This window comes from Luteibacter sp. HAY1-4A (assembly GCF_056755355.1).
Map to the genome: position 1 here is coordinate 12,352 of NZ_JBNDHZ010000022.1, position 12,559 is coordinate 24,910.

At 67.1% G+C, this 12,559-nt stretch carries 12 protein-coding genes; 10 read left to right on the forward strand and 2 right to left on the reverse strand.

What is annotated here, in order from left to right; genetic code table 11:
- The first annotated feature begins 3 nt into the window (after positions 1-3).
- The 3 genes from ubiH (at position 4) to ACPYOD_RS09300 (ending at position 3,302) form a co-directional block, all read left to right on the forward strand.
- Positions 4-1,212: a 2-octaprenyl-6-methoxyphenyl hydroxylase gene (ubiH, locus tag ACPYOD_RS09290; RefSeq protein ID WP_481301459.1), complete on the forward strand. Its 1,209-nt coding sequence runs from the start codon at positions 4-6 to the stop codon at positions 1,210-1,212.
- The gene (locus ACPYOD_RS09295) at positions 1,209-2,420 is read left to right on the forward strand and encodes an FAD-dependent oxidoreductase (protein WP_481301460.1); all 1,212 of its coding nucleotides are present in this window, start codon (positions 1,209-1,211) and stop codon (positions 2,418-2,420) included. Before ubiH ends, ACPYOD_RS09295 begins: the two co-directional genes overlap by 4 nt.
- Before the next feature lie 87 nt (positions 2,421-2,507).
- A complete protein-coding gene (locus ACPYOD_RS09300) occupies positions 2,508-3,302 on the forward strand; it encodes a dienelactone hydrolase family protein (protein ID WP_481301461.1) in 795 nt (264 codons plus the stop codon).
- A gap of 7 nt (positions 3,303-3,309) precedes the next feature.
- Here ACPYOD_RS09300 and ACPYOD_RS09305 read toward each other — a convergent pair whose 3' ends face one another.
- Positions 3,310-4,308 (reverse strand): polyprenyl synthetase family protein, encoded by a 999-nt coding sequence (locus tag ACPYOD_RS09305; protein ID WP_481301462.1) that lies wholly within the window; start codon positions 4,306-4,308, stop codon positions 3,310-3,312.
- A gap of 273 nt (positions 4,309-4,581) precedes the next feature.
- On the opposite strand from ACPYOD_RS09305, the gene ACPYOD_RS09310 reads away from it, so the two are divergent.
- The 6 genes from ACPYOD_RS09310 to ACPYOD_RS09335 all read left to right on the forward strand — a co-directional run bounded on the left by ACPYOD_RS09310 (position 4,582) and on the right by ACPYOD_RS09335 (position 10,876).
- Complete coding sequence (locus ACPYOD_RS09310) at positions 4,582-5,133, forward strand: fimbrial protein (protein ID WP_481301463.1); 552 nt, start codon at positions 4,582-4,584, stop codon at positions 5,131-5,133.
- Positions 5,134-5,204: 71 nt separating this feature from the next.
- Entirely contained in the window at positions 5,205-5,933 is a 729-nt protein-coding gene (locus tag ACPYOD_RS09315) for a fimbrial biogenesis chaperone (protein ID WP_481301464.1), read from the forward strand.
- Positions 5,923-8,388, forward strand: a complete 2,466-nt coding sequence (locus ACPYOD_RS09320) for a fimbria/pilus outer membrane usher protein (RefSeq protein WP_481301465.1) — start codon at positions 5,923-5,925, stop codon at positions 8,386-8,388. Before ACPYOD_RS09315 ends, ACPYOD_RS09320 begins: the two co-directional genes overlap by 11 nt.
- Positions 8,385-8,891, forward strand: a complete 507-nt coding sequence (locus tag ACPYOD_RS09325) for a fimbrial protein (RefSeq protein ID WP_481301466.1) — start codon at positions 8,385-8,387, stop codon at positions 8,889-8,891. Before ACPYOD_RS09320 ends, ACPYOD_RS09325 begins: the two co-directional genes overlap by 4 nt.
- 146 nt (positions 8,892-9,037) lie before the next feature.
- On the forward strand, positions 9,038-9,628 hold the full coding sequence (ssb, locus tag ACPYOD_RS09330) for a single-stranded DNA-binding protein (protein ID WP_481301467.1): 591 nt from the start codon (positions 9,038-9,040) through the stop codon (positions 9,626-9,628).
- A 369-nt stretch (positions 9,629-9,997) separates the two neighbouring features.
- Positions 9,998-10,876 (forward strand): S1 family peptidase, encoded by an 879-nt coding sequence (locus ACPYOD_RS09335; protein ID WP_481301468.1) that lies wholly within the window; start codon positions 9,998-10,000, stop codon positions 10,874-10,876.
- A 126-nt stretch (positions 10,877-11,002) separates the two neighbouring features.
- On the opposite strand, the gene ACPYOD_RS09340 is transcribed toward ACPYOD_RS09335, so the two are convergent.
- Positions 11,003-11,464, reverse strand: a complete 462-nt coding sequence (locus ACPYOD_RS09340; protein ID WP_481301469.1) for a PA2169 family four-helix-bundle protein — start codon at positions 11,462-11,464, stop codon at positions 11,003-11,005.
- A 176-nt stretch (positions 11,465-11,640) separates the two neighbouring features.
- Between ACPYOD_RS09340 and ACPYOD_RS09345 the strand changes: the two genes are divergently transcribed.
- A complete protein-coding gene (locus ACPYOD_RS09345; protein WP_481301470.1) occupies positions 11,641-12,453 on the forward strand; it encodes an SDR family NAD(P)-dependent oxidoreductase in 813 nt (270 codons plus the stop codon).
- Positions 12,454-12,559: the final 106 nt, after the last annotated feature.

Sequence of the window (12,559 nt, forward strand, 5' to 3'; positions counted from 1 at the left end):
CGCATGAGCCAGTCCGAACCCATCCTCATCGTCGGCGGGGGCCTGGTCGGCGCCAGCCTCGCCATCGCACTCGACACGGCGGGCCTCCCGGCCGTACTCATCGAGGCGTCGGCACCCCGCATCGGCGAGCAGCCCAGCTACGACGAGCGCAACCTTGCCCTTGCCCGGGCGACGGTGAACGGCCTCGATGCCATCGGCGTCTGGGACCATGCCAGCCATCGTGCCACGCCCATCCGCCACATCCATACCAGCCGCGCCGGCGACTTCGGCAGCGTACGCATGGACGCGGCGGCCGAAGGTGTCGATGTCCTTGGCTGGACACTGCCGGCGCGGGAATTGGGCGCGGCGCTCCTGCGGCGACTCGAGGATTGCCGCCATCTCGTGCGCATGGCCCCCGCGCGCGTGGAGTCCATTGCGCCCACCGCCGCCGGCTGGACGGTGAGCGTGCTCAGCGGGAACGAGAGGCGCGACATATCGACGCCCCTGCTGGTCGCGGCTGACGGAACCGGCTCCGGCGTTCGCACTCAGTTGGGCATTGGTGTGCACGAACACGACTACGAGCAGGCGCTCTTCGTCACCACGATGATGCCCGAGCGCGATCCCCAGGGCAGGGCCTTCGAACGCTTCACCGACGACGGGCCTGTCGCCGTTCTGCCGCTCGCCGACCGCCGGGTGGGCGTGGTCCTTACCGTAGCGGCCGATCGGGCCGGCGAGGTGGCCGCGCTCGACGATGCTGCGTACGCGGCGTTGGTGCAGGAGCGTTTCGGTTGGCGCCTGGGCCGGCTGAGCCGGCCGGGCAAGCGGGTGCCATACCCCATTCGCCGGGTGGCCGCGACGTCGCTGACGTCCACGCGCGCCGTGCTCGTGGGGAATGCGGCGCAGACCATACATCCCATCGGCGCGCAAGGCTTCAACCTCGGGCTGCGCGACGCCCTCACGCTCGCCGAACTGGTGGCGTCGGCCGCCGATCCCGGCGGCGCGCCCATGCTGGCGGAATACGTCCGACGCCGCACGCCCGATCGCGAAGGCACCATGGCGATGAGCCATGGCCTGGTGCGCCTTGCCTGCATGGACCAGCCGCTCCTCGGCCCCCTGCGCTCGGTAGCCATGCTGGCGTTCGATCGGCTGCCGCCGTTGCGGCACGCCCTGAGCCGTCGCGGCATGGGATTCCGTCCGCATGCGCCGCTGGCCGTGAGGGAGAAGACCCCGTGAGTGATTCCTGGAACGATCCGTCGCCACGCCGGCGCGGCCAGGTCCTGGACGTGGCTGTGGTCGGCGGTGGCATGGTGGGCGCCGCGACCGCGCTGGCCCTCGCACGCGCCGGATTTTCCGCCGCGCTCGTCGACGCGCGCGAGCCCCCGCCGTGGGCCGTGGCGAACGAGGTGGACCTGCGCGTGGTCGGTCTCGCACCCTCATCGATCGCCTTGCTCGACGACTTGGGCGTCTGGCACGCCATCGCTTCCGCGCGCGCGTCCGGCTACGACCGCATGGTGGTCTGGGACGCGGAGAGCGGCGCCACGATCCGCTTCGACGCCGCCGACGAAGGCCGCGATGTGCTGGGTTACATCGTCGAAAACTCCCTTGTGCAGGCTTGCCTGTGGCACGCCCTCGACGATGCGGGGGTGCGCCGGATCGTTCCCGCCGAGGTGGTGGGACTGTCGCAGCGAGAAGACCGCGCACAACTGGAACTGGCTGACGGCCAGATGGTTTCGGCGCGTCTGGTGGTCGCAGCTGATGGCGCGGAATCGCCCTTGCGCGCGATGGCCGGCATCGGCACGCATGGCCGGGACTATGCACAGCGTGGCGTTGTCGCGCACGTGGAAACGGCGCGTCCGCACGAGCGCACCGCCTGGCAGCGATTCCTTCCCACCGGCCCCCTCGCGATGCTTCCCCTGGCCGACGGGCGCAGTTCGATCGTCTGGTCCTTGCCCGAGGCCGAGGCGGTGCGCGTCCTCGCCCTGGACGACGACGGGTTCCGTGAAGCGCTGGGTGTCGCCAGCGACTTCCGCCTCGGCCCCATCGCGGCCGTGACGCGCCGGGCTGCCTTCCCGCTGCGCCTCAAGCTGGCCGATCGTTATGATGCCGACCGCATGGTGCTCCTCGGCGACGCGGCACATGCGGTGCATCCGCTGGCGGGGCAGGGCGTGAACCTCGGATTGCGCGACGTCGTGGAACTGCGCGACACGCTGGTACACGCGCGTGACCTCGGCCGCGACATCGCCGCCGCGCACGTACTGCGCCGCTATGCCCGGCGTCGCCGGAGCGCCGACGGCCTCGATGCGTGGTCGTTCGATGCGCTGGCGCGCATCTATGCGTGGCAGGCTCCCCCGCTGGTGGCGGCGCGCGCCGCCGGAGTCAGGATCATGGACGCGCTCGGCCCGTTGAAGCGCAAGCTGGCAAGGCACGCCGCCGGCCTCTGAGTCGCGGCTCCCCCGGGCGCGGCGGACATCGCGACAGGCGGGTCCCGGGCGCCTATGCTTGGCGCACTTTCCACAGGGAGTCACGCCATGCGACGTTCATTGCTCATCCTGTCCTTGCTTGCCTTCGGTCACGTCGGAGCCGCCGCGGCGGCGATGGTCGCCAAGCCCGTGCAATGGACCGACCACGGCGTGACCTACAAGAGCTTCCTCGTCTACGACGACGCCGTGTCCGCGAAGCGCCCGGGGCTTGTGATGGTGCCGAACTGGTTCGGCGTGAACGACGTGGCGGTGGCCAAGGCCAAGGAAATCGCCGGGAAGGATTACGTGATCCTCCTCACCGACATGTACGGCGGCGATATCCGTCCCGCCAATGAAAAAGAGGCGGGCGCCGCGGTGAAGCCGCTCTACGCCGATCGCAAGGTCATGCGGCAACGCGTCTCGCGCGCTTTCGAGGAACTGAAGGCGCAGGCACGGCAGGCGCCGATCGATGCGTCGAAGCTGGGTGCCATCGGCTTCTGCTTCGGTGGGTCTGCCGTGCTCGACCTCGCACGCGAGGGGGCGAACGTCGCCGCGGTGGTCACCTTCCACGGCCTCCTTGCCACCGACGAGAAACTCCCGTCGAACATCCACGCCAGCGTGCTGGCCTTGAACGGTGCCGACGACGAGAACGTGCCGATGGAACAGCGTGCCGCCTTCGAGGACGAGATGCGCCGGGCGAAGGTCGACTGGGCGATGGAAGACTTCGGCGGAGCGGTGCACTGCTTCACCGAGAAGGAAGCGACCACGGCAACCGGCAACTGCCGCTATGACGCGAAGGTGGCGCATCGCGCCTATGCCGCGATGCACGCCTGGTTGAAGGAAGCCTTCGCCGGGGCGAAGTAGGCGCCGCTCAGAAGCGGCGTTCGACCGAGTAGTCGGCGAGCGCCGCCAGCGCGTCGCGGAACGGCGAGGGCGCCAGGTCGGCCAGGGCCTCGCGTGCCGCCGCTGCATGTGCCACGGCTTTCTCGTTGGTGCGTTCCAGCGCCCCGGAATCGCGGATGGCGGCCACGATGCGATCCAGCGAATCCAGCCCGCCATGCTCGATGGCGTGGCGAAGCGATTTCAGCTGTTCCGCATCGGCTGCCTGCATGGCATAGATGAGCGGGAGCGTCGGCTTTCCTTCGGCGAGGTCGTCGCCGATGTTCTTGCCGAGCGTTTCCGAATCCGACACGTAGTCGAGCAGGTCGTCCGCGATCTGGAATGCATAGCCCAGTTCCATGCCGTACCGGCGCAGCGCGACGACCTGCGTGTCGGGCAGGCCGCCAAGCACGCCGCCGAGTTCCGTCGCCGCGGCGAACAGCACGGCGGTCTTCCGTTCGATCACGGCGAGGTAGGCGGCTTCGTCGACATCGGCGTTGCCGATGTTCAGCAGCTGCAGCACTTCGCCTTCGGCGATCGTGTTGGTGGTGTCGGCGAGGATGCGCATGATGCGCATGTCGTCGAGCTCCACCATCAGCTGGAACGAGCGCGAGTAGAGGAAGTCGCCGACCAGCACGCTGGCCGCGTTGCCCCACAGCGCGTTCGCCGTTTTCCGGCCGCGGCGCATGTCCGACTCGTCCACCACGTCGTCGTGCAGCAACGTCGAGGTGTGGATGAACTCGACGATGGCGGCAAGCTTCGCGTGTTCCTTCCCGGCGTAGCCCGCGGCTCGCGCGGCAAGCACGTGCAGCATCGGCCGCAGGCGCTTGCCGCCGCCGGCGATGATGTGGTCGGCGATCCGGTTGATGAGCACCACGTCGGACGAAAGGCGGTGGCGGATGAGAGCGTCCACCTCCGTCATGTCGTCTGCCGCCAGTGCGCGGACGCCGGCGAAGTCGAGGGAGGAAGGGGCGGCGGCGATGGAGGACATGGACCAGGTCGTATGCGACATATCAGCGGCCATTATAGGGGTGGAAGCGTGTTTGTCGGCGTGTACGGTCTCGCCCTGCCAAGCACGGGGGACCAATGCCTCGCTCACATTCCTCCCGGGCATTCGCCGACCTCGCCTTGCGGTGTCGACCGCGAAAGTGCCTGTGCTCGTTGAATTTTTCAGAATTTGCGTATCGAACGGCGGCCTCGGGCGTGCGCAGACTGAGCCCGACACGCCGGCCCGCGGCGTGTTCCAGCCATCGAGGACATCGCCATGCACAGACCATCCATCGCAGCGACCCTGCTCGTTTCCACCCTGGCCGCGGTTTCGTCCGCGAGGGCGGCGAACGACGGCACCATCGAGATCACCGGCACGATCACGTCGGCCACGTGCCTGGTCGAAGGCCAGCAGCCGGGCAGCGGCGGCATCACGAAAAGCGTGCCCCTGGACACCATCAGCGCCGGTGCGCTCGCCCAGGTGGGCCAGACCTACGGCGACCGGGGCTTCAGCATCCAGGTGGGCGGCAATGAGGAGTGCGCCAACGATACGAAGGTGAAGGTGCGTTTCGACCCGGCAAGCCCCGCCATCGATCGCCTCAGCGGACGGCTCAACGTCGATGCCGGCGGCACCGCGGCGGGCGGCGTACAGATCCAGATCGCCAATGGCGACGGTACGCCCATCAATGTGTTCACCGAAGACTCCAAGAGCGTGATCGTGGCCGACAACAAGGCACAGATCGACCTCATCGCACGGTATTACCGCTCCGGCGAGGTCACGCCAGGCGCCGCGAACTCCCGCGTGGGCTTCCAGATCGCCTACGAATAAGCGCGGCTAGCGCGTGTGGGGCCGGACGGCATCGTCGTCCGGCCATGGTCACCGTGACAAAAGGAACCGTCATGCTACGACTCGTCCCGGCCCTGTTCGCCGCTCTCCTCTGTGCCGATGCCGCTCGCGCCGCCGTGGTCATCGGTGGCACGCGCGTCGTCTTTCCCGGGCAGGCGCGCGATGTGTCGCTGAAGGTGGAAAACAAAGGTACCGAACCGGCACTGGTGCAGGTGTGGATCGACGATGGCGACGAAACCTCCTCGCCATCCACGGCGCATGCGCCTTTCGCCATTACGCCTCCCGTTTTCCGCATCGATCCGGGACAGGCGCATACCCTGCGGATCGTGCACGTCGGCGAGGACGCGCCGAGAGAAAAAGAAGACCTCTACTGGTTGAACGTGCTGGAGATCCCGCCCAAACCCGCCGAAGCGCACGGCAGGAACGTCCTCCAGTTCGCGTTCCGTCATCGCCTCAAGCTCTTCCACCGCCCCGAGTCTTTACCGGCGCCACCGGAGCGGGCGGCCGCGGGGCTTCGCTGGACGCTCGAGCGCGACGGCGAAGCAGCGTCGTTGAGGGTCGACAACCCGTCGGCGTACCACGTGTCCTTCAACACCGTGGCGCTGGCGCCGGAGAAAGGCGTCGCGCCCTTGGCACTCGGCGGTGGCATGGTCGGGCCGGGTGCGGCCATGCGCTTCAGCGTCCCGGCCAAGCGACACGACATCCAGGGCGGCAAGGTCGACTTCGTGACCATCAATGACTTCGGCGCAGCCATCCCCGGCTCGGCGAATCTTGAGCGATGACGCTGGCGATACGCACATGGCGCGCGAGTCGGCGGTGTCGGCCGGTCGTCGGCATGAGCTGTGCGTTCGCATGTTCGCGCGCCGTTTTTTCGGTGTGTGGCTCACGACGGTGCGTTTCGCTCATGCACAGGAGGCTGGCGAGGTGGATTTCGACGCCTCCTTCCTCTCGTCGGACGAAGGGCCGGTACTCGACGTGTCGCGCTTTGCGCGTGGCAACCCGGTCCTGCCCGGCACCTATCACGTGGATATCCGCTTGAACGGCGAATGGCAGGCACGGCGGCCGGTTCGCTTCGAGTCGCCGACCGACGGCGCGGATGCGCATCCTTGCATCGCTCGCGCCGAGCTTGTCGCCTACGGCGTCGCTCCGGCCGCACTCCCTGCGACGGAGGACGACGCACCCTGTCTTCCGCTCGAGCGCCGCCTCGATGCCGCGACTACCCGTTTCGATGTGGGCGAGCAACGCCTCGATATCGATGTGCCCCAGGCGGCCATGACGCGGCGGCGTGCCGGTGCCGTTCCTCCGGACCAGTGGGACGACGGCATCGCCGCCGGGCTGCTGGGGTGGCGGATGAGCGCGCGCCACGCATCCGGGGCGCGGCGGAACGATACGACGTTCCTTGCCTCGGGCGATGCGGGGCTCAACCTCGGAGCGTGGCGCCTGCGCCATGCCGGGTCCTGGGCAGGCGGGCGATATGGCTACCGCCATGCGTTCCTGGAGCGTTCCCTGCGAACGTGGCGAGCGCGCGTCCGTCTCGGTGACGTACCCCTGACGGGCGGACTGCTTCCGCCCGTCAGGCTGCGCGGCATCTCCCTCGCGAACGACATGCGCATGGCGGCCGACGGCACGGACGGGTACGCGCCGCGAGTGAAGGGCGTGGCGATCGGCCGTGCCACGGTGCGGATTACGCAGGCCGGTGTGTTGTTGCGCGAGCTCGTCGTCCCGGCCGGGCCGTTCGAGATCGACGACCTCTATGCCTCGGCGCGTGGCGGCGACATCGAAGTGCAGGTCGAAGAACAAGGCCGCCTCCGGACCTTCCGCGTGCCGTATTTTCCAGCGCCCGAGCTTCTGCGCGAGGGCCGCACTTCGTATGCGTTGAGTGCCGGTCGTGGTGTCGTTGCACGCGGCAAGGCGCCGGTCATCATGCAGGCGAGTTGGCGGCACGGATTTGCGGGTGGCCTCACGGCGTTCGCGGGTGGCCGCGCGTCGAGCAGCAGCGTGTCCGTGCTGCTTGGAAGCGCACGGTCCACGCGTGTGGGTACCGTTTCCATGGACGTCACGCGTTCGCGTTTGCACTCTGGCGGAAACGGCATGGTGTGGCGCATGCGTCATGGCAACCTTTGGGGCAGGAGCACGCTCGTTTCGATGGGCGTCACGGCGGGACATGAGGGCACCGTTTCCTTCCCGAATGCGTCCGCATCCCGCGACCGCTCGATGCGGCGCTTCGACATGCTCATGCAGCGCGAGCTTGCCGGACGGGGCGTTCTCGGCGTGAGCGTCTCCCATACCGCCTATGGGACCCATGCCGCCACGCGCGACCAAGCGATCTCATGGGCCGGCACCCAGGGTCGCCTCAGCATCGACTTCACGCTCAGGCGGTCCCGCCGCAGCGGCTTCCTGGGCACGTCGTCGGAAGCAACCGGACAGCTGAGCCTGTCCATGCCACTGGGTGGCTCGACATCGGGCGCGACCATGTACGCAACCTTGCCCGGTGGAACGCGTACCGGCGGGACCCGCGTGGGCATGCACGGCATCGCTGGTGTGGATGCAGCCACCCAGTATGGACTCGCACTTTCCCGTCACTCCAACGGCGCGCCCGGCGTCGACGCTTCGCTGTCGCAACGTTTGCCTTGGGGAGAGGTGGCCGGTTCGGTCGCCCGCTCGACCTCGGTACGAGCGGCCTCGGTATCCGCGTCGGGCGGCCTTGTGGTCCATGCGGGAGGCTTCACCACGGCACAGCGCCTCGGTGATGCCGTGGCGCTCGTGCGTGCCCGCGGCGCGCATGGTGCGGGCGTCGCGGCAGGCACGGGCACGCGCATCGACCGGCGCGGCTATGCCGTGGCCCCCCATATTTCGCCGTACCGATGGAATGCCATCGATCTCGATCCGAGCGGGACGTCCCTCGACATCGGCTTTGCGTCCACCCGCCGACGTGTCGCGCCCACGGCGGGAGCCGTAGTGCTGGTGCCTTTCGAGACCGACGTGGCGACGACATGGCTCGTCACCGCGCGCTTTCCCGACGGGTGGCCGGTGCCCTTCGGAGCCGACGTGCTGGATTCGGCAGCGCGTTCCGTCGGCCTGGTGGGGCAGGGTGGCCGAATCTTCCTGCGCACCGACGATCCCGCTGGCCGTTGGACGCTGCGCTGGACGGACGGCGCGGGCGGCCAGTGCAGGCTGCGTTTGCATACCACCGCCAAAACCACCACGCCGACGCGATACACGGGAGTATGCGAATGAACAGGATCGTTGCAGGTCGCCTGGTAGCCGGCCTGCTCACCGTGTGGCCTGGGCTCGCAGCGCCGGCCGACGACCATCTGGCATTCCAGGTGCGTGGCTCCATCACGCCGTCCTGCGGGCTCGTAGCCGATCGCGTCCGAATCGACCTCGGCACGGTGGCGGCCGGTGAACTGGCCGGTGTGGGCGCCAGCAGTCCCTGGCGGGGGGCGGCATTCACCGGCAGGGACTGCATCGGCGCGACGCGGGCGGTCGTCACCATGCGCGCCACCCCCTATCCCGGCCATCCACGCCTCATCGCCCCCATCGGCGAGGCCGCGGGTGTGGCGATCGAGATGCGGTCCGCCGGAGGCCAGCCCTTGCCGCCGGACGGCAGCAGCGCCGTGGAGTTCTCCTGGGCAGGCGGTCCGCCGGAACTCGGCTTCGAGGCCCGTTATGTCAGGGTAGGCCCGCTTCGGCCAGGAACGGCGGGTGCCACGGCCCAGGTCCAGATCCGCTGGGAATGACCGCTCCGGGCCCACGCGGGGCGTCGGGCGGCCTTCCCGCCGTGCGTTGCCAGCCGCCCGACCATCGACGAAACTACCCGGTCCAGCCCGCCCGCGCATTCCGCGCGCCGTTATCATGGGCGGGTACACGCATACGAGGTAAATCCATGGCACGCGGCATCAACAAGGTCATCATCGTCGGCAACCTCGGCGCGGACCCGGAAACCCGCTATACCGGCAGCGGCACGGCGATCACGTCCTTGCGCATCGCCACGTCAGAGGCCTGGACCGACAAGCAGAGCGGCGAGAAGCAGGAACGCACCGAGTGGCATCGCGTGAAGCTGTTCGGCAAGCTTGCCGAAATCGCCGGCGAATACCTGAAGAAGGGCCGGCAGGTCTACATCGAAGGCTCGCTGCGCACCGACAAGTACACCGACAAGGACGGCGTAGAGCGCTACTCCACCGACATCATCGCCAACGAGATGCAGATGCTCGGCGGCCAGGGTGGCGGTGAAGGTGGCGGCTTCGCCGGCGGTCAGGGTGGTGGCCGTCCGCAGCAGGCCCGCGGTGGCCAGGGCACGGGTGGCGGCGGTGGCGGCGGCAACTGGAGCAGCGGTGGCGGCCAGCAGCGTAGCGGTTACGCAGGTGGTGGCTCGCGCGGTGGGGACGACTACGGCCAGCCGCGCGGCGGCAATGCGCCGCAGCGTTCGGCACCGCCCGCGAACGAAGGCTTCGACGACGACGATATTCCGTTCTAGCGAACACCGTTCTGAAAGTTTATTTAAGTTTAGGAAGCCCCCGCTCTTGCGGGGGCTTTTTTCGCTGTCGATGACCAACGACTTTCCTCAGCCATCGATTCCCGAGTTGAATACCGCCCCCGAGCAATACGACGAAAATGCGATCACCGTCACCGGTTGGTGGTGTAATCCTTCCCTTCGGCAACGCGAAGCTGTCGACGGTGCCAGCGTTAAACCTTTCTCCCTCGTCAGGCATCCATGAGCTTTCATTGCCGCCAGGGGACAGACATGAAAATGGGCATCGAAGAATCCGGGCTGTTCAAGGCATGTCGATTGCCCAATCACCCGAGAGTCGGAATTACGCTTCCGGACAACGATGAGGACGAATGAATGAAATGGAGTCTCGCCTTTTTCCTGTTGGTTGTGTCGAGCGCCGTCGGCGCGGTCGTTACCAGGACAGACGTTGAGGAAGCCAGATATCGAGTCCCGGCTTCGGCGTTTCCGGCGCTGGTAGACATGCCGGGTGAGGGGCATGGTGTGCTGATTGCACCTCGGTGGGTCGTAACCGCGGCGCATGCAGCACCCATGCAAATGCAAGGCATGGATGGCGAAGTGTCGATAAACGGCGTGGCGCGCAAGGTCAAGCGCGTCATTACGCATCCCGGCTACAAGAAAGTACCCGATCAGCTGATAAAGGAAGTACTGGCAACCGGCGACCTGACCAAGCTGCATGCATTCCTCGGCTCATCGGACGACATTGCGCCGATCGAACTCGCATCGCCAGTCACGGATGTGACTCCCATCCCTCTCTATCGCGGGAACAAGGAAGTGGGGATGACCGCAGAGCTTGTGGGCAAGGGCGCAACGGGGAATGGCACCAACGGCCAGGATCCTCACAGCTCGCATCGCACCGTCCTGCGCCATGCCTTCAACGTGATCGTTGGCGACGACGCGCGCTTTGTCTGGTATCGATTCGACGAGCCACCGGCCGCGGTGCCTCTTGAGGGTATCACGGGGAGCGGCGACAGCGGTGGCCCCTTGTTTGTCGGGGATGGGAGCTCAAGGCAGCTCGTCGGGCTGGCATCCTGGAGTAAATATCCGCCGGATCATCCATTCCTGAAAACGTGGACACCGGATCGCCCGCTCGTGGAGGGCCTCTACGGCGAAATCGTGCATGCCGTTCGCGTCTCAAGCTATATCCCATGGATAGAGGGTGTGATAGCCGCACCCCTGAGTACCGGTAGCCAAGGTAAGCCAGCGAAGGGGTAACCATTTATTTCAGCGAAGACGCTACGGCAGTCGGTAATACGTTGATAAAAGAAAAGCCCGCGAGCGCTATGCTCGCGGGCTTTTTTCATGAGGGCGGCATCAGTAGCAGAGCCCTCGGGCCTGCAATCAGGCCTTGCCGTGCAACGCGTGCTTCAGGTCACGCATCTGATCATGACCCGTCTTCACCGATACATAGGCCTCGTCGATCGCCGAACGGGTGCCGGCGGAGACGTCGTTGTCCTTCAGCGCGTCTTCGTATTTGTGCTTGATGTGGTCTTCGCCGCGCTCGACTTCGTCCACGATGGCCGTGTCGTCCTTCGAGCTCATCTTCGCGCGCAGTTCCACGAACATGCGATGGGCCTTGGCAAGGACGGTGCCGTCGTCTTCGGGATTGCCGCCGAGCGAGCGGACCTGCTGCTGGAGGCGCTGCGTCACCTGGCGGCGCTCGGCGGCACGCTGCTGGAAGACAGCTGCGTAACGCGTATTCTCCGCGTCTTTCGCCGCTTCGCCGTAGCCCTCGGCGCTGTCGATGGTCGTTTCGATCAGATTGTTCAGGACCTTGATGTCGTGGTCGGTGCTGCTGGTCATCGTCGTGGGCTCCTTGTGACTCTGGGGGGAGTCGTTTTTGGGAAGACCAGCTTCGCGGTCGGGCCGTGCACGGAGTCGTGAAGGGCGCGTCTGGGGGGTGAGCACAAACCCTGTTCGTTCATTCATGCGAGGTCGTTGCATACTCCTGCCTCACATCGTGACAACGGAAGACATCCATGGCATCCAACCGCCGCGCCCTGGTCACGGGCGCATCTGCCGGTATCGGCGAAGCCTTCGCCCGCGAGCTTGCACGGCGCGGTCACGATCTCGTTCTGACGGCCCGCCGCGCCGACCGCCTGGAGTCGCTGGCGAAGGAGTTGCGCGAACGCCACGCCATCGAGGCGATCGTCGCGCCGCTGGACCTCGCGAGGCCTGACGGCGTCGAAGCCCTTGTCGCTGCCCTGGATGCGCAGGGACTTTCGATCGACGTGCTCGTGAACAACGCGGGCTACGGTATTCCGGGCTACTTCGAAGACCAGCCGTGGTCGACGCACGCCGCCTTCATCCAGGTGCTGATGACCGCGCCGACCGAACTGGCGTACCGCCTGCTGCCGGCCATGAAAGCCCGCGGCTATGGTCGCATCCTCAATATCGCCTCGTTGGCGGGCCATGTCCCCGGTTCGGCGGGCCATACGTTGTATGCCGCTTCGAAGGCTTACCTCATCAAGTTTTCGCAATCCCTTGCGCTCGAGTGCGACGGCACCGGCGTGAACGTCACCGCGGTCTGCCCCGGGTTCACCTATTCCGAGTTCCACGACGTCACCGGATCGCGGGAGCTGGTCTCCCGGATGCCCGGCTTCATGTGGATGGACGCGGGCACCGTGGCTCGCCAGGGCCTGGAGGCCGTGGAGGCGGGCAGGGCGGTTTACGTCACCGGCCGCGTCAATCGTGCGATCAAGGGGCTGTTCAAGCTGCTGCCCGATGCCGTTGCGCTGAAGATGGTCGCAAAGCAGGGCCGCCGCTTCCGCACCGGGCCCCGGCAGGGCTGATCCGTTACCCGTGACCTTTGGCATAGGCCCTCGCCGCCATCGGGGGGCTAGCCTCATCCGGTTTGCGGTGCGTCCCGCGCCGCCCGAGCCGTCCATGGGGACCATC

What these genes read in the sequence shown, in the direction of transcription:
- ubiH (WP_481301459.1), top strand. Translation starts at nt 4, where the DNA reads ATGAGCCAGTCCGAACCCATCCTCATCGTCGGCGGGGGCCTGGTCGGC.
- ACPYOD_RS09300 (WP_481301461.1), top strand. Translation starts at nt 2,508, where the DNA reads ATGCGACGTTCATTGCTCATCCTGTCCTTGCTTGCCTTCGGTCACGTC.
- ACPYOD_RS09305 (WP_481301462.1), bottom strand. Translation starts at nt 4,308, where the DNA reads ATGTCCTCCATCGCCGCCGCCCCTTCCTCCCTCGACTTCGCCGGCGTC.
- ACPYOD_RS09310 (WP_481301463.1), top strand. Translation starts at nt 4,582, where the DNA reads ATGCACAGACCATCCATCGCAGCGACCCTGCTCGTTTCCACCCTGGCC.
- ACPYOD_RS09315 (WP_481301464.1), top strand. Translation starts at nt 5,205, where the DNA reads ATGCTACGACTCGTCCCGGCCCTGTTCGCCGCTCTCCTCTGTGCCGAT.
- ACPYOD_RS09325 (WP_481301466.1), top strand. Translation starts at nt 8,385, where the DNA reads ATGAACAGGATCGTTGCAGGTCGCCTGGTAGCCGGCCTGCTCACCGTG.
- ssb (WP_481301467.1), top strand. Translation starts at nt 9,038, where the DNA reads ATGGCACGCGGCATCAACAAGGTCATCATCGTCGGCAACCTCGGCGCG.
- ACPYOD_RS09335 (WP_481301468.1), top strand. Translation starts at nt 9,998, where the DNA reads ATGAAATGGAGTCTCGCCTTTTTCCTGTTGGTTGTGTCGAGCGCCGTC.
- ACPYOD_RS09340 (WP_481301469.1), bottom strand. Translation starts at nt 11,464, where the DNA reads ATGACCAGCAGCACCGACCACGACATCAAGGTCCTGAACAATCTGATC.
- ACPYOD_RS09345 (WP_481301470.1), top strand. Translation starts at nt 11,641, where the DNA reads ATGGCATCCAACCGCCGCGCCCTGGTCACGGGCGCATCTGCCGGTATC.